We start from the raw sequence: 26557 nt of genomic DNA, 5'->3' as shown, positions 1-26557 counted from the left end.
GCCCATGGCGAAGAAGTCCCGCACCCGTCCCGAGACCCCCGGCAGCGCTGCCGCCGCGAGCGGCGAGGGCCAGGTCGGACCCCGCCAGCCCTGCCCCTGCGGCTCCGGCAAGCGCTACAAGAACTGCCACGGCGGCGCCGACGGCGGCGCGACAGCGTACGTCGCCCGCCCCTTCGCCGGCCTGACGATGGAGTGCGACCTCGTCGCGCTGAAGGAGCTCGTCCCCGCCGCGACCGCCCCGCTGACGCTGAGGGACGACGTCGAGAACCCCGAGGGCCGCGCCGTCCGCCTGTGCACCCTGCTGCCTGGAGCCACGCCCGCGCTCGTCCGCGAGGACGGCACCGTCTGGCTCGGCCTGCAGGTCCAGCACGCGTACGGTGACCCGTCGCGCGACCTCGCCGCCGTCCTCGAGCGGGCGCTCGCCGCCCCGGCGGGCGAGGCCGTCGTGGTCACCACCGGCCCCGGCGCCGGGCCCCGCCTGCAGGACCTCGTGGTCGACGAGCCGCTCGACGTCACCGTCCACGACGGGTTCGGCTTCTGGGCCGACGACCTCGACGAGGAGACCCGCGCGGCGATGGGCGAGGCCCTGAGCCAGGCCGACTCGGCCGCCGTCCCGACGGTGCGCCTCGACGGGCTCGGAGCGGCGTACTGGTGCGACGTCTCGACCAAGGAGCACCTGCGCTGGGTGCGCCCCGAGCCCGAGGACCGGCTGCTCGACGCCCTGGCCCGCCTGCACGCCGCCGACGCGAGCCGCCTCACCGACGACTCGCGGCTGGTCGGCATGTTCCGCAGCCACGGCGTCCTCTGTCCGGTGTGGGACCTCGAGGTCGGCACCGGCGCCGACGCCGTCCAGGGCCCGGCCGAGCGGTTCGACGCCGCGCTGACCGACGCGCTGGCGGCCACCGGGTCGCTCTCGAGCGCGGAGCGTGCCGCCCGCAACGGCCTCGCGAACCGACAGGTCACGATCCGCTGACGGCCCGCTCGGCGCGCCGGCCGAGCCGGACGACGGCCTCGCCGAGCTCCGGGGGACCGACCACCTCGAGGTCGGCGTCGAAGGTCGCCAGGAGCCCGGCGACCCCGGCCCACGACCACGCCCCCAGCCGCACCCGGCTGCGGCGCCGCCCGGCCGGCTCGACCGAGGCGCCGCCGGGCAGCCACGGCGCGACGGTGCGGGCCGGCAGGTCGAGGAGGACCTCGCCCACGCACGGCCACCCCACCGGCTCGTCACCCCGGGACACCGCCCCCGACACGTGGGCGGCCGCGTCGCGGCCCGGCAGGCCCAAGCGCTCGAAGACGGGTCCCTCGCCGGCCAGCACGTGCAGGCGATCGAGCCGCAGCACGGGCCACGTGCGGTCGGCGGGGTCGTGGGCGACGAGGTACCAGCGGCCCGCCCAGGTCACGAGGTGGTGGGGCCACACCTCCCTCGGCGCGACGAAGTCGTCGTCGGTGGGCGCCGGACGCCGCCCGTCCGCCGCGAGGACCTCGACCCGCAGCGCCCGACGACGGCGGACGGCGGCGCCGACGCGGCGGAGGACGACGCTGTCGCCGGGCGGGGCGAGGAAGGCCCACGGGTTGGCGACGGGGGTGATGTCCAGGTCCTCGACGGCCGCGCGCAGGTGGGCCGGCATCACGCGCAGGAGCCCGGTCAGCGCCCGCGCGGCGACGTCCTCCGTCCCCGACAGCGCGGTCGGTGAGGTCCGCAGCGCGAGGGCGACCGCCACCGCCTGGTCCTCGTCGAGCAGGAGGGGCGGCAGCGAGCCCCCGGCGCCCAGGCGGTAGCCACCGTCCGGCCCCTTGAGGGCGACCACCTCGTACCCCAGGTCGCGGAGCGCCTGGACGTCCCGGCGCAGCGTGCGCGGGCCGACCTCGAGCCGCGCCGCGAGCTCCGCGCCGGGCCAGCGGGTGCGCGCTGACAACAGGGACAGCAGCGTGAGCAGGCGGGTGGAGGTGACGGCCACGCCGCCATCGTGCGCCGAGAAGCGGTCACCGGGCGACCTCTTCCTCCCGGACCCTGGGTCCATGACCACCACAGGGACGTCCCTCGACCGCTCCGGCTCCCGGATCGACCACCTCAACCTGACCGTGCCCACCTCGGGGCGGCCGTCGCCTTCTACACGCCCGTCCTTGCCTCGATCGGCATCGTGACGATCCTCGAGGTCCCCGCCGGGGACGCCCCGGCCATGCACGGCTTCGGCACGGCGGGGGTCAAGCCCTGGCTGTGGTTCGTGGCCGGCGGCCGGGTCGGGGACGACGTCCACCTCGCACTGACGGCGGACACGCGCGAGGAGGCCGAGGTGTTCCACGCCGCGGCGCTCGCCGCCGGGGCCGACGAGATCCTGCCGCCCGCCGTCCACCCGGAGTACCACGCCGACTACTACGGCGGCTTCGTCCGCGACCCGCTGGGCATCAACCTCGAGGCGGTCTGCCACCACCCGCCCCGGACCGGTCGCGCTGCCCGAGGGCACGGCCCCGACCGGGTGATCGACCCCACACCGTGATCCTGCGTTTTCCGGGCACCCGGTGTGGTCTCCGGGCCTCTTATCGACTAACTTTCAACAAGCCCGGCCGCTGTTGCCTCCCCCGTCAGCAGCGGCCGGGCATCCACGTCCCTGACGTCCGTCTAGACGTGGACGCCGAAGTCGGTGGCCACGCCCCGCAGCCCCGAGGCCCAGCTCTGGCCCACGGCCATGACCTTCCAGTCGTCGCCGGCACGGTAGACCTCGAGGAGCGACACCGCGGTCTGGATCGACGTCTCCACGTCCAGGTCGTAGCGCACCACCTCCGTGCCCTCGGCCGAGAGCACCCGGGCGAACACGCCGGTCGCGTCGGCGAGCGTCTGCTCGCGCTCCTCGGCCTCGTAGACCGAGACCACGACCAGGACCCGCTCCACGCCGTCCTCGAGGTGGGCCAGGTCGAGGGTCAGCACCTGACGGTCGGCGCCCGGAGCCTCGTCGATCGGCTCGTCGACGAGCACCACCGTGCCGTCGGGGCTCGTGCGCTGGTTGTAGAAGACGAGGTGCGCGTCGGAGAGCACCGTGCCCTCGGCGCCCACCAGCAGCGCGGCCGCCTGGACGTCGAGACCGCTCCCCGCGGTGACGGGCTCCCAGCCCACCGCGACCCGCACGCCGTCGTCCACGCCGACGAGGTCGGACAGCACCAGGTTGTGGCCGCGGGTCAGGGTCGTGCTCGAGGTGTCTCCCACGCGCACAGTATCGCCGGGACCGCCCGGGATCGCCGGGATCAGCGCGATCCGTCGGCCGCGTCGCCCCTGCCGTGCCGCAGGGCCCAGACCCGCAGGCCGGAGTAGTCCTTCACGGAGGCGCGGCGTACCCGACGCAGCGCGAAGCGGCCCTCGCGGGCGGCGGGGGAGTCGCCGTGGTCGCCGCAGAGGACGTCGTGCGCGCCCTGGTCGACCAGGACGGTGCCCGGGCGCGCGGCCGAGGTGACGCGCGCCGCCAGGTTCACCGTCTGGCCGAACACGTCGCCGAGGCGCTGGACGACGGGTCCGTGGGCCAGGCCGGCGCGGACGCGGGGGAAGTCGTCGTCGGCGTCCTCGCCCCGCTCCACGAGACCCAGCGCGATCGCGCCCGCGGCGGCGGGGTCGTCGGCCACGAGCAGCACCTCGTCGCCGATGCCCTTGATGACCCGGGCGCCGGCGTCCGCGTGGTCGGCGACGGCGGTGGCCACCTCGTCCTCGAACGCCTCGACCCACCGGACGAGCCCGGCGGAGTCCAGGCGCTTGCTGGTCGCGGTGTAGCCGACGATGTCGACGAAGACGACGGACAGCGGAGCGGTGTCGTCACCGGTGTCGGTGGCCACCTCGCGCAGCTCGCTGGAGGCGCTGGCGAGGTGGCGGCGCCAGATGTAGTTCTGGAGCGTCTCGACGCGGGGGAGGACCTCGTCGGTCAGTCGGGCCAGGCGGGCGGCAGGGTCGTCGCCGTCCGCCCCGTCGGTCGACGCGACGTGGGCGAGGAGCGCCGTCTGCCACTCCGCGAGCCGGGCGAAGCTGCGCCCCCAGGTCCGGACCAGCGCGGTCTGGGAGTCCTCCCCGAGCACGCCGAGCTCCACCAGCTCGCGGGCCAGGCGCAGCGCCTCGACGTCACGGTCGGTGAAGGCGACGGCGTCGTCGTCCACCTGCGCGAAGCCGAGTCGGCGCCAGAGCTCCGTCGCGAGCTCCAGGGGGACGCCGGCCTGCTCCGCGACCTGCTCGCGGGTCAGGCTCGGCGGGCCGCCGAGCAGCAGCGCCTCGACGTCCTGCGGGCCGACGCCGCCGGCGGACCCGGTGGGCCCAGGGGCCGACACGCTCAGCCGCCGATGCGCTCGCGGGCCAGGTCGTCGAGGGCGGCGCGGAAGCCGGGGACGTCGTTCAGCAGCTTCTCGAACTTCTCGCGCGTGTAGTGCAGCAGCACGAGGTCGGTGAGGCTGACGACCGAGGCGGTGCGCAGCGTGTGGTTCACGATGGACATCTCGCCGAGGACCGCCCCGGGCCCGACGCGGGCGATCTCCTCGCCGCCCTTGCGGACCGACGCCTCACCCTCGAGGAGGATGTACGCCTTGTCGGAGCCGGTGCCCTGGTTGATCGGCGACCAGCCCTCGGGGACGGTCACGCGCGTGCCCGCGCCCTTGACGGTCTTGGCGTCACCCGAGGAGAGCTTGTCGAAGATCGAGCCGGTCATGGGCTGATCGTACCCAGCCCGAACGCCTGTCCACTCGATTCTGTGAGCAGCGTGACGCCCGGCGGGTCGTGGGTCAGGACGTCGGCAGGGGCTCGCGCTCGATCGGGCAGCTCATGCAGCGCGGGCCACCGCGGCCGGAGCCCAGCTCGGACCCGGCGATGCGGACGACCTCGATCCCGGCGTCCTCTAGGCGGGCGTTGGTCTCGTCGTTGCGCTCGTAGGCCATGGCGACCCGCGGCGCGACCGCCAGCGTGTTGTTGCCGTCGTCCCACTGCTCGCGCTCGGCGGTGACGGGGTCGAGGCCGGTATCGATCTGCTCGAGGGTGTCGATGCCCATGGCCTTCGCGGCGGCGACGAGGAACGGCTCGGGCTGCTCGACGCGCAGGCGGACGTCGGCCGCCCCGGCCTCCGTCGCGCCGCCCGCGCCCTCGGCGGTGACGGTGTGCGCGACCAGGCTGTCGGCGACGTTGGCGTAGACCACCATCTTGTCGACGTCGACCATCGTGCAGATGGTGTCGAGGTGCATCGTCGCCCGCTCCTGCGCGATCGGCACCGCCAGGACGGTGTGCGCCAGGTCCGCGTGGAACACCTGGCGGGCGAGGCGCTCGACGCCCGCGGGCGTCGTCCGCTCACCCACGCCGACGGCGACGACGCCGGGCGAGAGCAGCAGGACGTCGCCGCCCTCCACGTGCTCGTGGTGCCAGCCGTGGACGGTGCGGGTGCCGGCGAAGCGCGGGTGGGCGGTGTAGATGAGCTCCGTCAGCTGGGTCTCGCGCCGGCGGGCGGGCATGGCCAGGCTCGTGATGGCGACGCGGTCGCGCACCCACACGCTGGAGTCGCGCGTGAACAGCAGGTTCGGCAACGGGTCGATGAGGAAGTCGTCGGGCGCGAGCAGGCTGGTCACCAGCCCGTGGCCGCCTCGGACCTCGTCGTTGCGGATGCCCGCGGTCAGGGACGTCATCAGCTCGGACGGCGACTCGTCGCGCAGCGCCTCGGCGAGGTAGGACCGCAGCGTGTCGCCGAGGTGCAGGCCCGCCAGCGCGGTGGTGATCGCGTGGTTGCGGGCGTCGCGCGACTCGAGGGTCTCGGTCAGCAGCTCGGTCAGGTAGAGCACCTCGACGTCGCGGTCGCGCAGGGCCTGGGCGAAGGCGTCGTGCTCGTCCTGGGCGCGCGAGACCCACGGCAGCCCGTCGAAGAGCAGCTTGTCGTTGTTGCGGGGGGTCAGCCGCTTCAGCTCCGGCCCCGGACGGTGCAGCATCACCGTGCGCAGTCGACCGACCTCGCTGTCGGCGCCCCTCCGGGCCACCTGGTCCTGCTCGCTCATCGGGCCAGCCTAGGGGTCCGGGCGCCGGGGCCCGGGCGTGGTGAGCCGTCGGCGGGGCCGCGGGGCCCTAGGGTCGCGGCGTGGAGGTCTCCCTCGTCGTCTCGGTCGTGGTCGCCGTCGTCCTCGCGGGCCTGATCGCCGCCGTCGCGTCGCTGACCGGCACCGTCCGCCGGCTCGAGGCCGAGCGCACCGACGCCGAGCCCGGCGTCGAGCCCCTGCCCGCCGACGTCCGGGGGCTGCGGCAGGAGGTCGCCGCCCTGCGCAGCGAGTCGAAGGACGCCCTGCGCCACCTCGCCGTCGTCCGCTACGACGCCTTCGGCGATATGGGCGGCCACCTGTCCTGGTCGGTCGCCCTGCTCGACGACAACGGCCACGGCGTCGTCCTCACGAGCATCCACGGCCGCGCCGAGTCCCGCACCTACGCCAAGAACATCGCCTCCTGGCGTTGCGAGCAGCCCCTCTCGCCCGAGGAGGAGGAGGCCGTCGGTCACGCGCGGCCCGACGCCTGAGCGCGCTGGTCGCCGCCGCCGTGGTTCGGCGGTCGTGGGACGTGGTGTCGGATCATCACGAGCACGTTCTTGATCGACACCTCACACGACGAATTCGCCGTGTGGAGTGACAAGTCACCGTGCTCTCGTGGGGATTCGACCCCGCTCACTCGCGCGCCCGACGCGCCCACGCGCGCCCACGCCGACCCCTCAGCGGGGGACCCGGACCAGGACGCGGCCGGGCTCGCAGCGCAGGTGCAGCTCGTGGCCGGGGCCGATGGTGTCGCCGTCGAGCTGGCGGGGGGCCTCGGTGGAGGTGCGGATGGAGATGGTCCGCCCGACCATGCGGTTGACGAGCTCGTCGGTGTGCGGACGGCGGGCGATGACGCGCCACGCCAGCGGGATCCAGGAGAACAGCCGGCGGGGGTGCAGCAGGACGAGGTCCAGGACGCCGTCGTCGATCGCGGCGTCCGGCAGCAGCGGCATGCCCGCCTGCAGGTAGCCGACGTTGCCGACGACGATCGTGCGGGCGCGGTGCTTGGTCCACTCGCCGCCGTCGACGCTGACCTCGACGCGGACGGCGGGGTACATGATCGACTTGAAGCCCGACACGACGTACGCGAGCCAGCCGACGCGGCGCTTGAAGTCGTCGTTGACGCCCTCCATGATCGCGGCGTCGAAGCCCATGCCGGCCATGACCATGAAGTGGGTGTCCTCCATGCCGTCCCCGGAGACGGTGCCGAGGTCGATGGCGCGGTCCTGGCCGGAGAGCGCCACGTCCAGCGCCGAGCGCAGCACGAGCGGGATCCCGAGGTTGCGGGCGAGCAGGTTGCCGGTGCCGGCGGGGACGATCCCGACCGGGATGCCGGTGCCCGCGAGCTCGGCGCACACCTCGCGGACCGTGCCGTCGCCGCCGCAGACGATCACCAGGTCGGCGCCGGCCACCGCGGCGGCCTCGGCCATGCCGGTGCCCGGGTCCTCCACGGTCGTCTCGTAGAAGGTCGGCTCCGACCACCCGGCCGCCTCCGCCATCGTGGTGAGCGTCGAGGAGAAGCGCGCCACGTCGTCGACCTTGACCGGGTTGAGGACGACGGCCAGCCGGCGCTCGGAGGCGAACACCTCCGGCAGCGGCGCCGCGTCCACGGCGCGGGAGGTCGGCGGTGGGTTGACGACGGCCCACAGCACGAGCAGGACGCCGCCGCCGAGCAGGAAGCCCCCGACGACGTCGGAGGGGTAGTGGCGCCCGAGCAGCACCCGGTCGAGGCACACCAGCACGATCGCCAGGGGCGCCGTCACGGCCACGAGCCGGCGCAGGGCCACGGAGCGCACGTGCAGCAGGACGACGAGCAGCACCAGGCCCGCCAGCGCGGTGATGGACGACGCGTGACCCGACGGGAACGCGAAGTTCGTCAGCAGGTCGCCCGTGTCCTGCCAGACCGGCCGGTCGCGCCCGACCGCGGTCTTGACCAGCGTCGTCGCGCCCGCCGTCACGCCCATGACGAGGGCGACGAGGACGCCGCTGCGCCGCTGGCCGGTCGCGATCAGCGCCACGGCGAGCAGCACCGTGTACATCGTCATCGCGACGGTCCCGAACAGGTCCTCGACGACGGCGAGCGCCGAGCGCAGCCAGCCGATGTCGGTGGCCCACGCCTCCACGGGACGCCCGCGGTCGTCGAGGACGCCGAGGGACGGGAAGTCCGAGACGACGAGGTACGACAGGAGCCCGAGCAGTGCCAGCAGGGCCACGCCCCACGCGAACCTCGCGCCACGGGACCCACGTGAGATGGACAGCACCGTTCGACGTCTCCCTCTTCCGACCACCCCCACGACCTCACCGGCCAGGACCGGCGACGAGGCGCCAGTATGCCGCTCGGCGGGGTCCCGCCCGATATCGACGTGAGGCGCGTCGACGCCCACGTCTAGCCTTGCCGCATGATCGATCCACGGGTGCTTCGCGAGGAACCGGACCGGGTGCGCACGGCGCAGACCAGGCGCGGCCTCTCGTCCTCCCCGGTGGACGACGCCCTCGCGGCCGACGAGGCACGTCGCCGCGCGATCGCCGACTACGAGGCCCGCCGTGCGGAGCAGAAGTCGCTCGGCAAGCAGGTCGCGAAGGCCCAGGGCGACGAGAAGGCCGAGCTGCTGGCCCGCACCCGCGCCCTCGCCGCCGAGGTGAAGGGGCTCGAGGCCGCCCAGGGCGCGGCCGAGCAGGCGTGGCGCGACGCCGTCCTCGCGATCCCGAACCTGGCCCACCCCGACATCCCCGCCGGCGGGGAGGAGCAGTTCGCGCTGCTCGAGACCCGGGGCGACAAGCCGGAGTTCGACTTCACCCCGCGCGACCACGTCGAGCTCGGCGCGATGCTCGGCGCCATCGACGTCGAGCGCGGCGCGAAGGTCTCGGGCAGCCGCTTCTACTACCTGACCGGCGTGGGCGCCGAGCTCGAGCTGGCGCTGGTCTCGATGGCCATGGACCAGGCCCGCGAGACCGGCTTCACCCCGATGATCCCGCCGTCGCTGGTCAAGCCCCGCGCGATGGAGGGCACCGGCTTCCTCGGCCAGGCCGCCGACGACGTGTACCGGATCGAGGGCCAGGACCTCTACCTCGTCGGCACCAGCGAGGTGCCGCTCGCGGCGTACCACTCTGACGAGATCCTGGACGGCGAGCGCCTGCCGCTGCGGTACGCCGCGTTCAGCCCGTGCTTCCGCAAGGAGGCCGGCTCGCACGGCAAGGACACCCGCGGGATCTTCCGGACCCACTGGTTCGACAAGGTCGAGATGTTCGTCTTCACCACCCTCGACCAGGCGGAGGCCGAGCACGCCCGCCTGCTCGAGCACGAGAAGACGTTCATGGACAAGCTCGAGCTGCACTACCGCGTCATCGACGTGGCCGCGGGCGACCTCGGCCTGTCGGCGACCCGCAAGTACGACTGCGAGGCCTGGCTGCCGAGCCAGGAGCGGTTCCGGGAGCTGACGTCGACGTCGAACTGCACCGACTTCCAGACGCGACGCCTCGACACCCGGGCGCGGTACGCCGAGGGCATCGGCCCGGTGGCGACGCTCAACGGCACGCTGTGCTCGACGAACCGCCCGATCATCGCGCTGCTGGAGACCCACCAGCAGGCCGACGGGTCGGTGCGGGTCCCGAAGGCCCTGCAGCCCTACCTCGGCGGCCGCGAGGTGCTCGAGCCCCGATGACGACCGACCCCACGCCGTCCGGCGGCGGCTGGCAGCCGAAGCTCGTCGCGCTCGACATCGACGGCACGCTGCTGCGCTGGGACGACTCCGACGAGGGCCCCGGCGCGAGCGTCGAGGAGATCGCCCCGGCCGTGCGCAACGCCGTCCGCCGGGTGGTCGACGCCGGCGTCGAGGTGGTCCTGGCCAGCGGCCGCTCGCCGTACGACATGACACGGGTCGCCGACCTGCTCGAGCTGCACGTCTCCGGCGCGGAGCCGCTGTGGGTCGTCGCCGCCAACGGGGCGGTCGTGTTCCGCTACCCGCCGGTCGAGGTCGTGCACGAGGAGACCTTCGACGCCCGCGAGTCCGTCGCGGCAGCGCTGGAGCGGCACCCCGAGGCCATCGTCGCGGTCGAGGAGCGCGGCGTGGGCTACCGGATGAACCGGCCGTTCCCGCCCGGCGAGCTGACCGGCGAGCACACCATCGTCGACGTGGCCGAGCTGGTCGGCGAGCCGGTGACCCGGGTGATCATCCGCGACCCGCAGGCCTCCGTCGACGACTTCGTGCAGCTCGCGCAGGACCTGGGCCTCGCCGGCACGCAGTACGTCGTCGGCTGGACCGCCTGGCTCGACCTCATGCCCGTCGGGGTGAACAAGGCCTCCGGGCTGTCTCACGTCTGCGAGGCGCTGGGCGTGTCGTCGTCCGACGTCCTCGCCATCGGCGACGGGCGCAACGACATCGAGATGCTCGGGTGGGCCGGTCGCGGCGTGGCGATGGGACAGGCCGTCGAGGTGGTCCGCGAGGCCGCCGACGCCACCACCGGCACCGTCGACGACGACGGCGCCGCACAGGAGATCACCCGCTGGTTCTAGCCCGCCCCAGGGTCTACAGCGCCAGCGCGTGGTCGCGCGGGGGCACCCAGTCACCGGTCGCCCCGAGGCGCGCGTAGAGGTCGTACTCCGGCGCGAAGAACTCCTCGGCCCGCCGGCGCAGGCCCGGGTCCAGCGGCTCCGGGCGGCGCTCGGACACGTTGGCCCGCCGGAAGCCGAGGTCGACGCCGACGTGGGAGGTCAGGTAGCGCTGCCACACGTCGGTGGACTCGTAGCGCAGGAGCCGGTCGACGCCGACGACCTGGCCCTCGTAGGAGCAGAAGCGCGCCGGCCGCCCGATGCCCTTGAGGCTCGGGTGGCGGTCGACGTAGCGGGTCACGAACTCGTCGAAGCTCATGTCGCCCGTGTAGTTGTGCGCCTTCGCGGTCTCGAGGATCTCGGGGCGGGCGCGGTAGCGCCACCAGCTCTCCAGCCAGCTGACGGGCTCGCGGAAGAGGCAGACGACCTCGTACGACGACCGCTGGTGGCCGAAGGCGAGCAGCATCGGCTCGATCCGCTTGGTGAAGCCGGTGTAGTTGAGGTGCTTGAACTCGTGGCGCAGCACGACGGCCGAGTGGATGTCGAGCGCCTCCTCGACGGCCGTCGAGGCACACTTCGGCGCCGAGAGCCACACGAAGCCACGGGCTGGCAGGGCCATCACGGGCACGCACTCTACGGTGTGCGGGTGTCCGCGCCCCCGCCCCCGCCGCTGCCGCGGCTGGTGGCGACCGACCTGGACGGGACCCTGCTCGACGCCCAGGGGCGCGTCACGCCCCGCACCCGCGAGGTGCTGAAGGCTCTCGAGGACCTCGGCGTGCCCACCGTCTTCGTCACCGGCCGCCCCGTGCGGTGGATGGAGACGCTGTGGGAGGAGGTGGGCGACGTCGGCCTCGCGATCTGCAGCAACGGCGCCGTCGTGTACGACGTCGCGCGCCACGTCGTCCGCGACACCCGTCCGGTGGCGGCGGCGACGGTCCTGGCCATCGCGGACGCGGTCCGCGCCGTCGAGCCCCACGCCCGGTTCGCCGTCGAGCGGCTGGACGGGATGGCCCACGAGCCGGACTTCGTGAAGGACCCGGAGCGCTTCCGGCCCACCGCCGTCGGCGCCCTGCCCGAGCTGCTCGACGGCCCGGACGTGGTGAAGGTGCTGGTCCGCCACCCCGACGCGGACCCCGAGACGTTCTGGCGGGCCGTCGAGGGCGCCTGTGCGGGCCTCGCGACGGTGACCTGGTCCTCGGTGGGCGCGCTGGTCGAGATCAGCGCGGACGGCGTCACCAAGGCCACCACCCTCGCGCTGCTGTGCGCCGACCTCGGTGTGGCCGCCGACGAGGTCGTGGCGTTCGGCGACATGCCCAACGACGTGCCGCTGCTGGCGTGGGCGGGACGCTCCTACGCCATGGCGGACGCGCACCCGACCGCGCGCGCGGTCGCCGGCGGTCTGGCCGGTCCCCACGACGAGGACGGCGTCGCCGAGGTGCTGGCCGGGATCTTCGGCCTGGGGGCCTGAGCGGGCGACGCGGAACCGCCGCCACCCGCGACCCGTCAGAATGGGTGGGCGGACCGGCGAGCGGAGGAGGCGCGACGACGTGGTGACCCGTGCCCTGGCGGCGCTCCTGACGACCCTGGTGGCGGCCTGCTCGGTCGTCGTCCTCGGCGCGGCGCCCGCCCAGGCCTGCCGCTGCGTCCAGCAGGGGGTGGCACAGCAGGCCGGGGCGGCGGACCTGGTGGTGAGCGGTGTGGTCACCGGCCAGCGCGACCCGCAGGGCCGGCAGACCCGGCGTGGTCAGCAGGGCCCGAGCCAGTTCGGCACCGTCACGCTGGTCGTCGACGTCGACCGGGTGTACGCCGGCGCGCTGCCCGACCCCACCATCGAGGTCACGACCGCCGCCGCGACGTCCGCCTGCGGGCTGGGGCGCGTGCCCCGCGGCGAGGAGTACCTGTTCTTCCTCACCGACGACGCCCGGACGCTGCGGGCGACGTCCTGCAACGGCACCGCCCCGGCGTCCGCGCGTGAGGTGGCCGCCGTCGAGCGGACCCTCGGCGAGGGCCGCCCCGTGCGGGGCACCGCGGAGCAGGAGCGCGAGCGGGACGGCGTGGACGCCGACGAGCCGGTGGCCGCCGACCTCACCGTCGTCGACGACGCCCCGGCGCCCGACGCGGCACGGACCGCGCTGCCCGGCGGCCTGCTCGCCGCCGTCGGGCTGGTGGGTCTGCTCGTCCTGCGGCGGTTCGGCGCCGAGCGGTGACGCCCCGCCGGCCTCCCGCCGCGGGGGCTGGTCGCGCCGGGAGGGGCATGTCCGCGGCGGAGTCGGGTACTCGTTGTTGACCCGGTGACACACCGGGTCGGTCGGGGACCACCGGCTGCTGAGCCGCACGGAGGGTGCTGCCACGACCACCCACGCGACCGCGGGTCCGCTGACCGACCCACCGCCGGAGCACCCGGCGGTCGTCGGTGCGCCGTCGTCCGCGCCGTCGTCCGCGCACGCCGACGCCACGGTCGACGCCCGAGCGGTCGACCGGTTGCTGCGCCGGGACCTCGAGCGCCGCGGCCGCACGCTGCTCGAGGTGTCGCCCGAGCTGTCGCCCATGGTCGACGCCCTGGTCGCCGCGGGCCGCGGCGGCAAGCGGCTGCGGGCCACGTTCGCCCTCCTCGGCGCGCGCTCGGTCGCCGGCGGGCCGGTGCCGGGGGACGTCGAGGTCGGGGCCGCGCTCGAGATGTTCCACCTCGCGGCCCTCGTGCACGACGACCTGATGGACCGCAGCGTCACCCGCCGCGGGGAGCCGACCGTCCACCGGCGCTTCGGCGACGGCCACCTCGAGGCCGACGGGCTCGGCGACCCCGAGCACTTCGGGACGTCGATGGCCGTGCTGGCGGGGGACCTGTGCCTCACCTGGTCCGACGACCTGCTCGCCGCCGGGGTCGCGTCCGCCGACGCGGTCCGGGCCGGCGAGGTCCGCACCGCCTGGTCGCGGATGCGCGACGAGACCCTCGCGGGCCAGTACCTCGACGTCCTGGGCCACACGCGCGCCGCGGTGTCGCCGTCGTACGCGCGGCGGGTGCTGCGCTACAAGTCCGCGGCGTACACGGTGCAGCAGCCGCTGCTGCTCGGCGCCCGCCTGGCCGGGGCGCCGGCGCCGCTGCTGGCGGCGTTCAGCGACATCGGGCTCGCCGCGGGCGAGGCGTTCCAGCTGCGCGACGACGTCCTCGGGGTGCTCGGGGACCCGACGGTGACGGGCAAGCCGGTGCTCGACGACGTGCGCGAGGGCAAGCGGACGGTGCTCGTCGCGGTCGCGACCGACCGCGCCACCCCCGCCCAGCGCGAGGTCCTGGACGCCGCGGTGGGCGACCCCGACCTGACCCCCGACGGCCTGGCCGCCGTCCAGGAGGTGCTCGTGGCGACCGGCGCGGCCAGCGAGGTCGAGGACCGGATCACGACCCTCGCCACCCGCGCGCTGACCCTGACCTCGACCCTCGACGTCGCGGAGGAGCACGCCGAGCGCCTGGCCGCGCTCATCGGTCTCTGCGCGTGGCGAGACGCCTGAGCTCCGGACGGGGACCCGGGGGCACCTCGGCCTGCACGCCACGCCGCCCCCACCAGACCCACCAGATCATGGACTGGGCGACCAGACTGAACCCGAAGAGGAAGTCCTCGATCGGCGCGTGCCCGATGCGCCAGCCGAGGATCGCGTCCGGGTCGTAGAGGAACACGCCCCGCGAGGTGAGCCACTCGTTGGTGATCAGCTGGAAGAACAGCACGATGGCGTAGGAGACCCAGAACACCCGTCGGGTCAGCAGTCGGGTACGAAGCACCCAGAGGTCCAGCACGATGGTGACGGCGATGCCGAGGAGGGAGGCTTCCGTGTGGGTCACGACGCCTCCCGGCTTCCCCCGGCGGCCCGTCCGGCGGCCTGCTCGTCGCCGACCGGCCACGGCCGCATCGACCGCACCGCCTCGAGGGTCATGACCGACGCGAGCGGGACGACGAGGAAGAACAGCCACTCCTCCAGGGGCAGACCCCCGGGCAGGTCGAGGCCGAGGGTCTGGTCGTGGTCGAAGCGCCAGTGCCCGGCCGCGGTGGCGGCGAGGTCCCAGAGCACGAACGGCACCCCCACGCACACGACCACGAGCGCGAGCCGCCTGAGCCGGGCGTACACCCGGGTGCGCAGCAGCACCTCCAGCGGGAGCGTCGCCACGAGGACGAACACGATCATCGCGATGTACGTCAGGCGCTCCACGGCCCCATCCTTGCGCGGTGGCCGATGAGGGCCCCACGGCTGTCCGTGATGTCCGCCTACGCGACCGAGGTCCGAGGTCTCGCGGTCGGCGCCCGCCGCATCCTCGTCGGCCCCGAGCTGGGTCCCGCCGCCGCCGGGATGACGTTCTTCTCCGGGATAGCGCTGGTGCCCTGGCTGCTGCTGCTGGTGTGGACGACGACCTGGTGGTGGGGCGTCGACGACGCCGAGCAGCGGCTCCTCGCCCTGCGGCTCCTCGTGCCGCCCGACATGGGCGCGCGGGTGCCGTACGAGGAGCTGGTGCGCGCCGGCACGGACCTCGGCGTGGTGGGTGCCCTCGTCGTGCTGTTCCCCGCGTCCTTCTACGGCGAGGGGCTCCGCCGCGCCGGGCTGGCGCTGCGGCCCCGCACCGAGCGGTTCACGGGCTGGCGGGCGCGTGCCCAGGTGATGGTGCTCCTCGCCGCCCTGCCGCCGATCGCCTTCCTCTTCTTCGCCGTCGGCGAGTGGCTGGTGCCCCTCACGCCCGAGGGCGGGGGCGGCGGCGCGGTCGCGCTGACGGTGAGGGTGGTCGTGGGGTTCCACGTGGTCTGGCTGCTGATGGCGGTGCCGCTGACCTGGTGCCTCAAGCACGTCTTCCCGGGCGAGCCCCGCTGGTGGGTCGCCCTGCTCGGGGGGCTCTCGACGAGCGCGTTCCTCGTGGGCTTCCTCTACGGCTTCCAGCTGTTCCTGGCCATCCCCGTCGACGTCGGCATCCCCTTCGGCGGCCTCGGCGTCGTGGGTGGCGTCGTCGCGGTGGGCCTGTGGCTGTGCATGCTGCACCTCGTCCTCCTCGTCGGCTGGGCGAGCACGACCGCGCTGGAGGAGCGGGCGGTCCGGGGCACCCCGCTCCCCGACGTGGGGCCCGCGGCATGAGCCGGTGGGAGGGCGGCGGGTCGTACGCCGAGCTGCGGCTGTGGGGCACCGACGCGGTCCTGCCGGCCCTGGGTCGCATGGCCCGGGGACGGCGGTCGCTGCGCGGCACCCCCGGGCTCCGCTTCGCCAAGCTGCTCGGCACCGGGTCGGGCGACACGTTCTCGCCCCGCGACGCCGACCCGCACCACTGGGCCCTGCTCACGGTGTGGGCCGACGAGGCCACCCGCGCCGACTTCGCCGCCTCGCGCGTCGTCCGCTCCTGGCAGGCGGCCGCCACCGAGGAGCTCGTCGTGTCCCTGACCCCGTTGACCAGCCGCGGGCTGTGGTCCGGCGTGCAGCCGTTCGCCGGGAACCCCCCGCCGACGACCGAGGCGGACGGCGGCCGGTGGCGCGGGCCCGTCGCCGCGATCACCCGGGCCCGGCTGCGCACGCTGCGCTCGCCGTCCTTCCACCGGGCCGTCCCGCCCGTCGCGGACGACCTGCGCACCGCCGAGGGCCTGCGGGCCTCGGTGGGGATCGGGGAGTCGCCGGTCGGCCTGCAGGGAACCTTCTCGGTGTGGGAATCGTCCGACGCCCTCGTCGGGTTCGCCTACCGCAGCGCCGCGCACCGTGAGGTGGTGCGCCGCACCGATCCCGCTCGGTGGTACGCCGAGGAGATGTTCGCCCGCTTCGCCGTCACCGACCTGAGCGGCACCTACCGAGGAGGGACCCCGTGAGCACCCGGACCGACGAGACGACCGGCCGGGCCGGGGTGCGCCTCGCCGCCGTGCTGGCGGCCGGCGCCGTGGGTGTGCAGATGGCCTTCCCCTTCACCGACGGCGGCACCCTGGCCCTGACCGCCGCCAGCGTGGTGCTGCTGTCCGCGGCGGCCGTCGTCCACGCCCTCGCGACCCGCGGTGCGCGGACGGCGGCGGTCCTCGTCGTCGTCGCCGGGGGCGGGGGTCTCCTCGCGGAGGCGGTCGGCGTGCGGACGGGCTTCCCGTTCGGCGAGTACGCCTACTCCGGCACGCTCGGCTGGGAGGTCCTCGGCGTGCCCGCCCTGGTGCCGATGGCCTGGACGATGATGGCGTGGCCGGCGCTGCTCGTCGCCCGCTGGCTGGTGTCCAGGACCGTGCCCGCCATCTCGGCGGCCGGCTCCCGGCTCGCGGTCGCGCTGCTGGGCGCCTGGACGCTCACCGCCTGGGACGTCTTCCTCGACCCCCAGATGGTCGACCTCGGCCACTGGACGTGGGCCGACCCGACCCCGGGCCTGCCCGGCGTCGAGGGCATCCCGCTGACGAACTTCGCGGGCTGGCTGCTCGTGTCGTTCCTCATGGTCGGCGTCCTCGACCGGCTCGTCGACCCCGGCGACGGCCCGGACGGCGTCCGCGACGCCGTGCCGTTCGCCGTCTACCTGTGGACCTACTTCTCCTCCGTGCTCGCGCACGCCGTCTTCTTCGGGCGACCGCCGGTCGCGCTGGTGGGCGCCGTCGTGATGGGCGCCGTGGCGGTGCCGCTCGCGCTGACCTGGCTGCGCGCCCGCCCGGTGCCGACCCCGGCGCCGGAGCACGTCGGGTGAGGCGTGCCGCCCGGGGCCTGGTGCGACTGGGCGCGGGCCTCGCCGTGGCCTCGCTCGGGCTGACGCTGGCCAACCTGCGGCGCCTGCGCGCCCCGGACCCGTTGGCCGTGCCGACGCCGGAGCGGCTCGCCGTCCTGCTGCCGCTGCGCGACGAGGCCGCCCACGTCGCCGGCTGCCTCACCGCCGTCCTCGCGGCGGCCGACGCCTGGCCCCGACCCGGTGACGTCCGGGTGCTCGTGCTCGACGACGGCTCCACCGACGCGACGCCCGCGCTGCTCAGCGAGTACGCCGCCGACGAGCGGGTGCAGGTGCTCACCGGGCGCGCGCGGCCCGCCGGCTGGCTCGGCAAGCCGTGGGCCTGCGAGCAGCTGGGCCGCGCCGCGCTGGCCGGGGGAGCCGACGTGCTGGTGTTCCTCGACGCCGACGTGCGGCTCGCGCCGTGGGCCCTGACGTCGTCCGTCGCGCTGCTGCGGGACTCCGGTCTCGACCTGGTCTGCCCCTACCCCCGGCAGGTGGCCGACGGGCCGCTGGAGCGGCTGGTGCAGCCGCTGCTGCAGTGGTCGTGGATGAGCACCCTCCCGCTGGGGCTCGCCGAGACCTCCCCGCGGCCCTCCCTCGTCGCCGCGAACGGCCAGCTGCTGGTCGTCGACGCCGCGGCGTACGCCGGCGCGGGCGGGCACGCCGCCGTGGCCGGCGAGGTCGTCGAGGACGTCGCGCTGCTCCGCGCGCTCAAGGGGGCCGGCGGTCGCGGGGTGGTAGCCGAGGGCAGCGGCGTCGCCGCCTGCCGCATGTACGACGGTGCGAGGGCGCTGCGCGAGGGGTACACCAAGTCGCTCTGGGCCGCCTTCGGCTCGCCCGCGGGAGCGGTCGGGGTGACCGCGCTGCTGGGGCTGGCGCACGTCGTCCCCGCCGTGGCCGCGCTGAACGGCTCCCGCGTCGGCGCCCTCGGCTGGGCCGCGAGCACGCTGTCGCGGGCCCTGGTGGCGCGACGGACCCGGGGGCGGGTCGCCGACTCGCTGGCGCACCCGGTGTCGGTGCTGGCCTTCGGCGCGCTCGTCACCGAGTCGCTGGTGGCGCGCCGGCGCGGCACGCTGACGTGGAAGGGGCGACCGGTCCATGCCTCGTGACGTGGTGGTCGTCGGCGCGGGCGTCGGCGGCCTCGCCGCGGCGGCGCGGCTGCAGGCTGCCGGTCACCGCGTGACGGTGCTCGAGCAGGCCGACGCCGTGGGCGGCAAGCTCGGCACGCTGGAGCGCGACGGCTTCGTCTTCGACACCGGCCCGTCGCTGGTGACGATGCCGCACGTGCTCACCGAGCTCCTCGCCGCGACCGGTGGTGAGGTCGACGCGCTGGGTCTCGAGCGGCTCGACGTCGCCTGCCGCTACCGCTTCGCCGACGGGACCTTGCTCGACCTGCCCGGCGACCTCGCCGCCGTCCCCGACGCCCTCGACGCCGCGCTCGGCCCGGGCCGCGGCGCCCAGTGGACGGCGTTCCTGGAGCGCGCCGAGCGGATCTGGGACGTCACCCACGGCCCGTTCCTCTTCTCGCCCATCACCGTCGGTGACATGGCGCGGCTGTCGCGGCGGGTGCCCGACATCGCGACCGTCGCGCCCTGGCGCAGCCTGCGCGCGCTCGGGCGGCGCTACCTCACCGACCCCCGGCTCGTCGCCCTGCTCGACCGGTACGCGACGTACACCGGCTCGGACCCGCGGCGCGCCCCGGCGGCGCTCGCGACGGTGCCGTACGCCGAGCAGACCTGGGGGTCCTGGTACGTCCCCGGCGGGCTGGGACGGATCGCGACCGTGCTCGCCGAGCGGGTCGAGGCGCTCGGTGGCAGCGTCGAGACGGGGGTCGAGGTGACCGACGTCCTCGTCGGGGGCGGCCGGGCGAGCGGCGTCCGGCTGGCCGACGGGACCGTGCGCGGCGCCGACGTGGTCGTCGCCAACGCCGACGCCACCCAGGTCTACTCCCGGCTCGTCGCCGGCCCCGCCGGCCGCCGGGCCTCGGCCCGCCTGGCCCGGGCGACGCCCTCGCTCGCCGGGTTCGTGCTGCTGCTGGCGCTCGACGACCCACCGCCCGTGCCGCACCACCAGGTGTTCTTCGCCGAGGACTACGACGAGGAGTTCGACGGCGTCTTCGGCCGGAACGGGCCACCGCGGCCCGTGGCGCGGCCCACGGTCTACGTCGCCGCGCCCGACGACCCCGCGATCGTCCCCGGACCCGGCACCGGGGCCTGGTTCGTGCTGGTCAACGCGCCGCGCCACGACCCGGCGCCGGGCTCGACGTCCGGGCTCGACTGGGACGCCCCCGGCCTGGCGGCGTCGTACGCCGACGACGTGCTGGCCGTCCTCGCCTCCCGGGGGCTCGACGTCCGCCACCGGGTCCGGCACCGCACCGTGCTCACCCCCGCCGACCTCGAGCGCGCCACCCTCACCCCCGGCGGCTCGATCTACGGGACGTCGTCCAACGGCGCCCGCGCGGCCTTCCTCCGACCCGCCAACCGGTCACCCGTCCCCGGTCTCTACCTCGTCGGCGGCTCCTCCCACCCCGGCGGCGGCCTGCCCCTCGTCATGCTCTCCGCGAGGATCGTCGCCGACCTCGTGGGCACCCCCAGCCGCCGAGTCGGCCCGAACGGTCGCGCTGAGGGCGCCGAGTCGGCCCGAACGGTCGCGTTGAGGGCGCCGAGTCGGCCCGAACGCTCGCGTTGAGGGCGCCGAGTCGGCCCGAACGGTTGCGCTGAGGGCGCCGAGTCGGCCCGAACGGTCGCGCTGGGGGCGCCGAGTCGGCCCGAACGGCTGCGTTGAGGGCGCCGAGTCGGCCCGAACGGTCGCGTTGAGGGCGCCGAGTCGGCCCGAACGGTTGCGCTGAGGGCGCCGAGTCGGCCCGAACGGTTGCGCTGGGGGCGCCGAGTCGGCCCGAACGGTCGCGCTGGGGGCGCCGAGTCGGCCCGAACGGTCGCGTTGAGGGCGCCGAGTCGGCCCGAACGGTCGCGTTGAGGGCGCCGAGTCGGGCCCGAGCTTGATACGACGCCAGCGTTCGGGCCGACTGGGCGTTGCTGGGGCGTGTGTTCGGGCCGACTGGGCGTTGCTGGGGCGTGTGTTCGGGCCGACTGGGCGTTGCTGGGGCGTGTGTTCGGGCCGACTGGGCGTTGCTGGGGCGTGTGTTCGGGCCGACTCGGCGTTGCTGGGGCGTGTGTTCGGGCCGACTCGGCGTTGCTGGGGCGCGCGTTCGGGCCGACTCGGCGATCAGGACAGCGCGCGTCGCAGCGCGGGGAGCAGCTGAACCAGACCGACGGCGGTGAGGACGACGCCGGCGACCGCGGCGACGCCGGCGAGCTGGGCGGGACCGAGGTCGGGCAGGAGGGCGACGCCGACGGCGCGGGAGACCCACTCGAGGCCGACGAGGAGGACGGCGACCCCCGTGACGATCACGCGGGTCGGGCGCTCGCTCACGGTGACGGCTCCGGGGCCGGTCATCCCGGCGGCCTGGGCGACGGCGCGGAGCAGCTCGTGGAGCAGCAGCCCGACGGCGTACGCCGCGCACAGCCAGGCGGGCGCGCCGAGCGCGAGCAGGGCGAGCACGAGCAGGAGGTCGCCGAGGCGGTCGGCGAGCGCGTCGACGAGCTTGCCCCACGCCGCGGTGCGGCCGAGACGGGCGGCCAGGGCGCCGTCCACGCCGTCCGCCAGGCCCGCCAGGACGACGAGTGGCACCCCGAGCAGCACCCAGCCGTCGCCGAGCAGGCAGACCAGGGGGACGAGGGCGGTGAGCAGCACCCCGGCGGCGGAGACGACGTCGGGGGAGACCCCCCGCTCCGCCAGTGGTCGCGCGACGCCGTGCGACAACCGGACCCACCCCGAGACCCAGAACGACCCCGACGGGTCGACGCCGCCGTGCCGCCGCGACCAGGCGTCGTACGCCGCGGCGCGGTCGTCGGGCGAGCAGTCGTCGCCCTGCGCGGCCGCCACCGGTCTCAGGCCCGGGCGGGCTCGGGCTCGGGGGTCGGGCCCACGGAGCGGTCACCCCGGACCCGCTTCAGCACGAGCTCGGCGCTGATCAGGCACATCGGCAGGCCGATGCCCGGCACGGTGCTCGACCCGGCGTAGAGCAGCCCCTCGACCTTCCGCGACCGGTTGCCGGCCCGGAAGAACGCGCTCTGCCGCAACGTGTGGGCGGGCCCCAGCGCGCCGCCGCACCAGGCGTTCAGGTCGTCGACGAAGTCGCCCGGCGCGAGCGTCCGGCGGACGACGACCCGCTCCGCGAGGTCACCGACCCCGGTCGCCTCGGCGATCGCCGCGATGGCGCGGTCGGCGACGGCCTCGACCGCCGCGTCGCCCTCGCCGTCCAGTCCGCCGTGGCCGAGGGTGCCCGGGTCCGGCTGGACCGGGACGAGCACGAAGACGTTCTCGTGACCCGCCGGGGCCACCGAGGCGTCGGTCGCCGACGGCTTGCAGACGTAGAGCGACGCCGGGTCCGGCGTCCGCGTCGGCTGCTCGAAGATCGCGTCGAAGTTCGACGTCCAGTCGGCGGTGAAGAACAGCGAGTGGTGGGCGAGCTCGGGCAGCGCGCCGCGCACGCCGAGGTAGACCAGGACGGCGCCGGGTCCCGAGGTCGCGCGGTCCCACCACGTCTGCGGGTAGGTCTGCAACGACTCCGGCAGCAGCCGGGTCTCGACGTGGTGCAGGTCGGCGGCGCCGACCACGAGGTCGGCCTCGGTCACGTGCACGGACCCGTCGCCGGTGGAACGCCAGCGCACCCCGGTCGCCGCGGCGCGCCGTGACTCGCCGCGGCGCGGACGGCGGGGCTCGGTCGTGATCTCGAGGGCCTCCGCGCCCGTGCGGACGTCGACGCCGGCCTCGACGGCGAGCCGGGTCATGGCCTCGACCAGGCGGGTGAACCCGCCGTCGGGGTAGCGGACGCCGTCGGCGAGGTCCAGCGCGCTCATGAGGTGGTACATCGCGGGCGCCCGGTCCGGGGAGGAGCCGAGGAACACCGCGGGGTAGCCGAGCACCTGCCGCAGCCGCCGGTCGTCGAACCGCGACGCGACGAACGACTCCAGCGACCGGGTCAGCAGCGTGGCCAGGCGCGGGGCGCGGCGCAGCACCGCGCGGCCGGCGTACGCCGCTGCGGAGTCGAAGCTCGTGTAGAGGAACCGGTCGACCGCGAGGCGGTAGACCTCACGCCCGGAGCGCAGGTAGTCGGCCAGCTTCGCACCGGCGCCCGGCTCGATCGACTCGAACAGGTCGAGGTTCCCCTGCTCGTCGGCGGCGACGTCGAACGGCTCGTGGCCCTCGGCGAAGACGCGGTAGCCGGGGTCGAGCCGGACCAGGTCGAGCTGCTCGGCGGTGGTGGTGCCCAGCAGCCGGAAGAAGTGGTCGAAGACCTCCGGCATCAGCCACCACGACGGGCCGGTGTCGAACCGGAACCCGTCGGCCTCCCACGACCCGGCGCGGCCGCCGAGGTCGGCGTTCTTCTCCAGCAGGGTGACGTCGTGGCCGTCGCGGGCCAGCAGCGCCGCGGTGGCGAGCCCCGCGACGCCGCCACCGACGACGGCGACCCGCCGGGTGGGGGAGGGGGGTGGGGTGGTGCTCACGGTCGGCCTCCTCGGGCGACGGCGCGGGCGACGATCCGGGCCTTCGTGGACGTCGGAACGCTCACGCGCCGCCGGCGCAGCGTGGTCACCGGGACCTCGCGCAGCCGGGTGGACAGCGCGCCGAACAGGTCGTGCGCGGCGCAGACGGCCACGCGGCTGTTGGAGGGCAGGGCGGGGACCACCTCGGCCGCGGCCGCGAGGTCGGCGTCGACCTCGTCGAGCCAGCGGTCGCGCGCCGGGTCCTGCGTGGCGGGGTCGCCGTCCGGCTCGAGACCGGGGAGGTACGACCGGCCGAGCTCGCCGGTGTCCTCGGCGAGGTCGCGCACGAAGTTGACCTTCTGGAAGGCGGCGCCGAGCCGGGAGGCGCCGGGCGCCAGGGCGTCGTACCGACGCTCGCGGGCGGGCTCGGCGGCCAGGAAGGCCCGCAGGCACATCAGGCCGACGACCTCGGCGGAGCCGTGGACGTACGTCGCGAGGCTGGCCTCGTCGTGCACCCGGACGTCGAGGTCGGTGCGCATCGAGGCGAAGAACGGGGTGACGAGCTCGGCGGTGATGCCGCACCGGCGGGCGGTCCGCGCGAACGCGTGGACGACGAGGTTCGCGCTAGAGCCGTACCGCATCGCGTCGGCGACCTCCGCCTCCAACGCGTCCAGGGAGGCCCGCTGCCGGGCCCGGCCCTCCGGGGGCACGGGGACGTCGACGACCTCGTCGGCCACCCGGACGAGGGCGTAGATCGTGCGGACCTCGCCGCGCACCGACGGTCCGAGGAGGCGGGAGGCCAGCCCGAACGAGCTCGAGAAGGACTCGATGACGAGAGCGGCGCTGGCTTCGGCCACCGCGTCGTACGTCGCGAGGGCCTGCGCGACCTGGTCGGGCCGGTCGTCCGGTCGGGGTCGGGGCAGCGTCGTGCTCACCCCCGGACGTACCCACGGCGCACGTCGGGCACGACGTGCCGGGCGGGTGGTCACGGTGCTCGGGACGTTCAGAGGTACATGCCGCCCGAGCCGGGACCCTGGCCGGAGCCGGGCTGCTGGCCGGGGTGGCCCTGCTGCGGGCCGCCCTGCGGTCCGCCGGGGACCGCACCGGGCGGGAGCGCCCGGCGCATCTGCTCGAGCTGGGCCCGCGCCGCCATCTGCTGGGCGTAGATGGCGGTCTGGATGCCGTGGAACAACCCCTCCAGCCAGCCGACGAGCTGGGCCTGCGCGATCCGGAGCTCGCCCTCGCTGGGGGTGCCCTCGGCGAAGGGCAGGGACAACCGGCGCAGCTCCTCGATGAGCTCGGGGGCGAGGCCGGCCTCGAGCTCGGTGATGGAGGACTGGTGGATCTCCTTGAGGCGGGCGCGGCTCGCCTCGTCGAGCGGAGCGGCCTTCACCTCCTCGAGCAGCTGGCGGATCATCCCGCCGATCCGCAGCACCTTCGCGGGCTGCTCGACGAGGTCGGCGAGGTTGCGCTCGCCGTCGTCGTCGCCGTCCCCGTCCCCGTCCGCGTCGCCGCCGTTGCCCGCCATCGCCGCCAGGGCGCCCGCGGGCACCGTGCCGACCGGCTGGCCGTCCGGGCCGATGATGACGACCTGGTCGCCACCCGCCTGGCCGCCGTCGGGCTGGCCCTGTCCGGACTGCTGCTCGCTCATGCGTCCAGACTAGGACCCGTCAGGAACCGGAGACGTCGAGGACGATCTTGCCCCGGTGGCCGCCGGTCTCCATCCGCTCGTGGGCCCGTGCGACGTCGTCCAGGCCGAGGACGTCCTCCACGTGGATCCGCACCCGGCCGTCGCTGATCAGCGGCCACACGTGCTCGACGACCTGCGCGCAGATCTCGGCCTTCTCGGCCGGGGGACGACCGCGCAGGGAGGTGGCGTGCACCGAGGCGCGCTTCGGCAGGAGCGTCGAGAGGTCGAGCTCGCCCTTCGCGCCGCCCTGCATGCCGATGACGACGACGCGACCTTCGGTGGCGAGGACGTCGACGTTGCGCGGCAGGTAGGCCCCGCCCATGTTGTCGAGGACGACGTCGGCGCCGTGGCCGTCGGTCCACTCCTTCACCTCGGCCACGAAGTCGCCGGTGCGGTAGTCGACGACGAGGCCGGCGCCGAGGTCGCGGCAGTAGTCGGCGCTCGCCGCGCCGGCGGTGGTCGCCACGCGCGCGTCGTACGCCGCGGCGAGCTGGATCGCGCAGCTGCCGATGCCCCCGGAGCCGCCGTGGACCAGCAGCACGTCGCCCGCGGTGAGGCCGGCGCGCATGAAGACGTTCGACCAGACCGTGCACGCCACCTCGGCGATGCCGGCGGCCGTGACGAGGTCGACGCCGTCGGGGACGGGCATGACCTGGCCCGCGGGGACGGCGACGCGCTCGGCGTACCCCCCGCCGGCGAGCAGCGCGCAGACCTCGTCGCCGACCGCGAGGTGCTCCACGCCCTCGCCGAGGGCCGCGACGGTCCCGCTGCACTCGAGGCCGATGATGTCCGAGGCGCCCGGGGGCGGCGGGTACATGCCCCGGCGCTGCAGGGTGTCGGCGCGGTTCACCGCCGTCGCGCGGACCTCGAGCAGGACCTCGCCCGGGCCCGCCTCCGGCTCGGCGACGTCGTCCGCCACCCGCAGGACCTCGGGACCACCCGGCTCTTCGACCACCACAGCGCGCATGCGTGCAGCCTAGGAGTCCACGCCGACATCCGTCCGCGCAGCGGGCGGCCGCAGGTCGCGGCGCATCTCCAGCTCGCGCAGCGCCGGCGGGGCCGACGGGTCCTCGACCTCCCCGGTCACGACGAAGCCGAGCCGCTCGTACGCCGCCCGCGCGCGGGCGTTGGCCTCCCGCACCTGCAGCAGCAGCGCCTCGGCGCCCTGCCCGGCGGCGTACGTCGCGACCTCCGCGACGAGGGCGTCGACCACCCCGCGCCCGCGGGCCCCCGGGGCGACCCACATCGAGACCAGCGACCACCCCCCGAGCGCGGGCTGGAGCGCGACCATGCCGACGTCCACGCCGTCGAGGACGGCGACGCGGAAGACGGCCCGGGGGGTGTCGAACCGGCTCCGCCAGCGGCCCTCGTCGGCGTCGGCCCAGTCGACGTGCCGGGACCCGAAGGCGTCGGGGGCGTCCTCGAGCGCGACGAGGCGCAGGCGGGCCCAGCGCTCCCAGTCCTCGGCGTCGACCGGCTCGACCGAGACGCCGTGGCTGGCGGCGAGGTCGGCCGGGGTGTCGACGTCGAGGCCCTCGGCGCCCTCCGGCTCCACCTCGACGAGGTCGAGCCCCGCGAGCAGGCGGTGGACCGGCAGGCCGTCTGCGGGTCCCGCCGGCCGGACGGCCCGCAGCCGGTGCGCGTCGAGGACCAGCGCGAGCTGGCGACGCTCGTCCGCCCCGAGCAGGACGGCGCCGTCCCGCCCGGCCGCGGCACGGCGCAGGCGCTCGACGGTCCCGGGGGTCACCCCCGGCATGTCGACGGCGAGGACGACGACCTCGGATGCCTCGCCACGGGGGTCCCCGGCGTCGAGCCCCGCGAGGATCCCGGCGCCCGGCCCGCCGCCCGGGGGGTCCTCCCGGACGTAGCGGGGCGCGGGGTGGTGCGGGTCGGCGTCGCCCACGACGACGACCGCGTCGGCGTCGGCGACCGCCGCCAGGGCCAGGGCCAGGTAGCTGGCCCCGCCGCGGCGCAGGGTCGACTTCGGGGTCCCCGCGAGCCGACGCGCGCCCCCGCCGGTCAGGACGATCGCGACGCGTGAACTCATCCGGCGATCCTGGCACCCT

General features: G+C 75.4%; 28 protein-coding genes. 13 read left to right on the top strand and 15 right to left on the bottom strand.

The features are described from left to right. Positions 1-4: 4 nt before the first annotated feature. Positions 5-973 (top strand): DUF5926 family protein, encoded by a 969-nt coding sequence (locus MJ876_RS03570; protein ID WP_240234694.1) that lies wholly within the window; start codon positions 5-7, stop codon positions 971-973. Here MJ876_RS03570 and MJ876_RS03565 read toward each other — a convergent pair. Further along, complete coding sequence (locus MJ876_RS03565) at positions 960-1958, bottom strand: YafY family protein (protein WP_240234693.1); 999 nt, start codon at positions 1956-1958, stop codon at positions 960-962. The two genes, MJ876_RS03570 and MJ876_RS03565, sit on opposite strands and share 14 nt — an antisense overlap. 183 nt (positions 1959-2141) lie before the next feature. Here MJ876_RS03565 and MJ876_RS03560 point away from each other — a divergent pair, with 183 nt between their 5' ends. Then, positions 2142-2498, top strand: coding sequence for a hypothetical protein (locus tag MJ876_RS03560; RefSeq protein ID WP_240234692.1), 357 nt, complete (start codon positions 2142-2144; stop codon positions 2496-2498). A 122-nt stretch (positions 2499-2620) separates the two neighbouring features. Here the strand turns inward: MJ876_RS03560 and MJ876_RS03555 are convergent, their stop codons facing one another. The 4 genes from MJ876_RS03555 to MJ876_RS03540 form a co-directional block, all read right to left on the bottom strand. Further along, positions 2621-3202, bottom strand: a complete 582-nt coding sequence (locus MJ876_RS03555) for a TerD family protein (RefSeq protein ID WP_240234691.1) — start codon at positions 3200-3202, stop codon at positions 2621-2623. 38 nt (positions 3203-3240) lie between these two features. Beyond that, positions 3241-4302, bottom strand: coding sequence for an adenylate/guanylate cyclase domain-containing protein (locus MJ876_RS03550; RefSeq protein WP_240234690.1), 1062 nt, complete (start codon positions 4300-4302; stop codon positions 3241-3243). 2 nt (positions 4303-4304) lie between these two features. Beyond that, positions 4305-4676: a Crp/Fnr family transcriptional regulator gene (locus tag MJ876_RS03545; protein WP_240234689.1), complete on the bottom strand. Its 372-nt coding sequence runs from the start codon at positions 4674-4676 to the stop codon at positions 4305-4307. 73 nt (positions 4677-4749) lie between these two features. Continuing rightward, a complete protein-coding gene (locus tag MJ876_RS03540; protein ID WP_240234688.1) occupies positions 4750-6000 on the bottom strand; it encodes an arginine deiminase in 1251 nt (416 codons plus the stop codon). Positions 6001-6080: 80 nt separating this feature from the next. Here MJ876_RS03540 and MJ876_RS03535 point away from each other — a divergent pair, with 80 nt between their 5' ends. Continuing rightward, a complete protein-coding gene (locus MJ876_RS03535) occupies positions 6081-6509 on the top strand; it encodes a DUF4446 family protein (RefSeq protein ID WP_240234687.1) in 429 nt (142 codons plus the stop codon). 189 nt (positions 6510-6698) lie between these two features. Here the strand turns inward: MJ876_RS03535 and MJ876_RS03530 are convergent, their stop codons facing one another. After that, positions 6699-8234, bottom strand: a complete 1536-nt coding sequence (locus tag MJ876_RS03530; RefSeq protein WP_240234686.1) for a diacylglycerol kinase family protein — start codon at positions 8232-8234, stop codon at positions 6699-6701. Between the two features lie 186 nt (positions 8235-8420). Here MJ876_RS03530 and serS point away from each other — a divergent pair, with 186 nt between their 5' ends. Both serS and MJ876_RS03520 read left to right on the top strand, forming a co-directional pair. Further along, positions 8421-9683 carry a serine--tRNA ligase gene (gene serS / locus MJ876_RS03525; RefSeq protein ID WP_240234685.1) on the top strand — a complete coding sequence of 421 codons (1263 nt, stop codon included), beginning with the start codon at positions 8421-8423 and terminating at the stop codon, positions 9681-9683. Next, positions 9680-10534 carry an HAD family hydrolase gene (locus MJ876_RS03520; protein WP_240234684.1) on the top strand — a complete coding sequence of 285 codons (855 nt, stop codon included), beginning with the start codon at positions 9680-9682 and terminating at the stop codon, positions 10532-10534. The genes serS and MJ876_RS03520 overlap by 4 nt, the downstream gene beginning before the upstream one ends. Positions 10535-10547: 13 nt before the next feature. On the opposite strand, the gene MJ876_RS03515 is transcribed toward MJ876_RS03520, so the two are convergent. Then, positions 10548-11192, bottom strand: a complete 645-nt coding sequence (locus MJ876_RS03515) for a hypothetical protein (RefSeq protein WP_240234683.1) — start codon at positions 11190-11192, stop codon at positions 10548-10550. 24 nt (positions 11193-11216) lie between these two features. Between MJ876_RS03515 and MJ876_RS03510 the strand changes: the two genes are divergently transcribed. The 3 genes from MJ876_RS03510 to MJ876_RS03500 all read left to right on the top strand — a co-directional run bounded on the left by MJ876_RS03510 (position 11217) and on the right by MJ876_RS03500 (position 14074). Further along, positions 11217-12038: an HAD family hydrolase gene (locus tag MJ876_RS03510; RefSeq protein ID WP_240234682.1), complete on the top strand. Its 822-nt coding sequence runs from the start codon at positions 11217-11219 to the stop codon at positions 12036-12038. 79 nt (positions 12039-12117) lie between these two features. Beyond that, positions 12118-12777, top strand: coding sequence for a hypothetical protein (locus MJ876_RS03505; RefSeq protein WP_240234681.1), 660 nt, complete (start codon positions 12118-12120; stop codon positions 12775-12777). A 274-nt stretch (positions 12778-13051) separates the two neighbouring features. Next, the gene (locus tag MJ876_RS03500; RefSeq protein WP_240234680.1) at positions 13052-14074 is read left to right on the top strand and encodes a polyprenyl synthetase family protein; all 1023 of its coding nucleotides are present in this window, start codon (positions 13052-13054) and stop codon (positions 14072-14074) included. Here MJ876_RS03500 and MJ876_RS03495 read toward each other — a convergent pair. Both MJ876_RS03495 and MJ876_RS03490 read right to left on the bottom strand, forming a co-directional pair. Further along, the gene (locus MJ876_RS03495; RefSeq protein ID WP_240234679.1) at positions 14043-14402 is read right to left on the bottom strand and encodes a lycopene cyclase domain-containing protein; all 360 of its coding nucleotides are present in this window, start codon (positions 14400-14402) and stop codon (positions 14043-14045) included. The genes MJ876_RS03500 and MJ876_RS03495 overlap by 32 nt on opposite strands. Then, entirely contained in the window at positions 14399-14767 is a 369-nt protein-coding gene (locus MJ876_RS03490; protein WP_240234678.1) for a lycopene cyclase domain-containing protein, read from the bottom strand. The genes MJ876_RS03495 and MJ876_RS03490 overlap by 4 nt, the downstream gene beginning before the upstream one ends. A gap of 24 nt (positions 14768-14791) precedes the next feature. On the opposite strand from MJ876_RS03490, the gene MJ876_RS03485 reads away from it, so the two are divergent. Genes MJ876_RS03485 through MJ876_RS03465 form a run of 5 tightly spaced genes read left to right on the top strand, consistent with a single transcriptional unit; the run spans position 14792 to position 19940 of the window. Continuing rightward, on the top strand, positions 14792-15676 hold the full coding sequence (locus tag MJ876_RS03485; protein WP_240234677.1) for a YhjD/YihY/BrkB family envelope integrity protein: 885 nt from the start codon (positions 14792-14794) through the stop codon (positions 15674-15676). Further along, entirely contained in the window at positions 15673-16392 is a 720-nt protein-coding gene (locus MJ876_RS03480) for a hypothetical protein (RefSeq protein ID WP_240234676.1), read from the top strand. The genes MJ876_RS03485 and MJ876_RS03480 overlap by 4 nt, the downstream gene beginning before the upstream one ends. Next, entirely contained in the window at positions 16389-17234 is an 846-nt protein-coding gene (locus tag MJ876_RS03475) for a carotenoid biosynthesis protein (protein ID WP_240234675.1), read from the top strand. The genes MJ876_RS03480 and MJ876_RS03475 overlap by 4 nt, the downstream gene beginning before the upstream one ends. After that, complete coding sequence (locus MJ876_RS03470) at positions 17231-18361, top strand: glycosyltransferase (protein WP_240234674.1); 1131 nt, start codon at positions 17231-17233, stop codon at positions 18359-18361. The genes MJ876_RS03475 and MJ876_RS03470 overlap by 4 nt, the downstream gene beginning before the upstream one ends. Further along, positions 18351-19940: a phytoene desaturase family protein gene (locus MJ876_RS03465; RefSeq protein ID WP_240234673.1), complete on the top strand. Its 1590-nt coding sequence runs from the start codon at positions 18351-18353 to the stop codon at positions 19938-19940. Before MJ876_RS03470 ends, MJ876_RS03465 begins: the two co-directional genes overlap by 11 nt. A 537-nt stretch (positions 19941-20477) precedes the next feature. Here the strand turns inward: MJ876_RS03465 and MJ876_RS03460 are convergent. From MJ876_RS03460 to MJ876_RS03435, 6 genes are all read right to left on the bottom strand, one after another. After that, the gene (locus tag MJ876_RS03460) at positions 20478-21197 is read right to left on the bottom strand and encodes a CDP-alcohol phosphatidyltransferase family protein (RefSeq protein WP_240234672.1); all 720 of its coding nucleotides are present in this window, start codon (positions 21195-21197) and stop codon (positions 20478-20480) included. 5 nt (positions 21198-21202) lie between these two features. Further along, entirely contained in the window at positions 21203-22822 is a 1620-nt protein-coding gene (gene crtI / locus MJ876_RS03455; RefSeq protein ID WP_240234671.1) for a phytoene desaturase family protein, read from the bottom strand. Then, a complete protein-coding gene (locus tag MJ876_RS03450) occupies positions 22819-23736 on the bottom strand; it encodes a squalene/phytoene synthase family protein (protein ID WP_240234670.1) in 918 nt (305 codons plus the stop codon). Before MJ876_RS03450 ends, crtI begins: the two co-directional genes overlap by 4 nt. 68 nt (positions 23737-23804) lie before the next feature. After that, complete coding sequence (locus tag MJ876_RS03445) at positions 23805-24452, bottom strand: bacterial proteasome activator family protein (RefSeq protein WP_275694309.1); 648 nt, start codon at positions 24450-24452, stop codon at positions 23805-23807. A gap of 19 nt (positions 24453-24471) precedes the next feature. Next, a complete protein-coding gene (locus MJ876_RS03440; RefSeq protein WP_240234669.1) occupies positions 24472-25458 on the bottom strand; it encodes an NAD(P)H-quinone oxidoreductase in 987 nt (328 codons plus the stop codon). Positions 25459-25467: 9 nt separating this feature from the next. Then, positions 25468-26538, bottom strand: coding sequence for a GNAT family N-acetyltransferase (locus tag MJ876_RS03435; RefSeq protein WP_240234668.1), 1071 nt, complete (start codon positions 26536-26538; stop codon positions 25468-25470). Positions 26539-26557 lie beyond the last annotated feature (19 nt).

The sequence above is a fragment of the Nocardioides sp. CFH 31398 genome, assembly GCF_022436705.1.
GTDB lineage: Bacteria > Actinomycetota > Actinomycetes > Propionibacteriales > Nocardioidaceae > Nocardioides.
The sequence above is the reverse complement of the archived record's forward strand: the minus strand, read 5'-3'. Positions and strand labels throughout refer to the sequence as shown.

Bases quoted from the DNA above. Each gene is read 5' to 3' on its own strand.
- MJ876_RS03570 (WP_240234694.1), top strand. From the start codon at position 5: ATGGCGAAGAAGTCCCGCACCCGTCCCGAGACCCCCGGCAGCGCTGCC.
- MJ876_RS03545 (WP_240234689.1), bottom strand. From the start codon at position 4,676: ATGACCGGCTCGATCTTCGACAAGCTCTCCTCGGGTGACGCCAAGACC.
- MJ876_RS03540 (WP_240234688.1), bottom strand. From the start codon at position 6,000: ATGAGCGAGCAGGACCAGGTGGCCCGGAGGGGCGCCGACAGCGAGGTC.
- serS (WP_240234685.1), top strand. From the start codon at position 8,421: ATGATCGATCCACGGGTGCTTCGCGAGGAACCGGACCGGGTGCGCACG.
- MJ876_RS03520 (WP_240234684.1), top strand. From the start codon at position 9,680: ATGACGACCGACCCCACGCCGTCCGGCGGCGGCTGGCAGCCGAAGCTC.
- MJ876_RS03485 (WP_240234677.1), top strand. From the start codon at position 14,792: ATGAGGGCCCCACGGCTGTCCGTGATGTCCGCCTACGCGACCGAGGTC.
- MJ876_RS03480 (WP_240234676.1), top strand. From the start codon at position 15,673: ATGAGCCGGTGGGAGGGCGGCGGGTCGTACGCCGAGCTGCGGCTGTGG.
- MJ876_RS03465 (WP_240234673.1), top strand. From the start codon at position 18,351: ATGCCTCGTGACGTGGTGGTCGTCGGCGCGGGCGTCGGCGGCCTCGCC.
- MJ876_RS03445 (WP_275694309.1), bottom strand. From the start codon at position 24,452: ATGAGCGAGCAGCAGTCCGGACAGGGCCAGCCCGACGGCGGCCAGGCG.
- MJ876_RS03440 (WP_240234669.1), bottom strand. From the start codon at position 25,458: ATGCGCGCTGTGGTGGTCGAAGAGCCGGGTGGTCCCGAGGTCCTGCGG.
- MJ876_RS03435 (WP_240234668.1), bottom strand. From the start codon at position 26,538: ATGAGTTCACGCGTCGCGATCGTCCTGACCGGCGGGGGCGCGCGTCGG.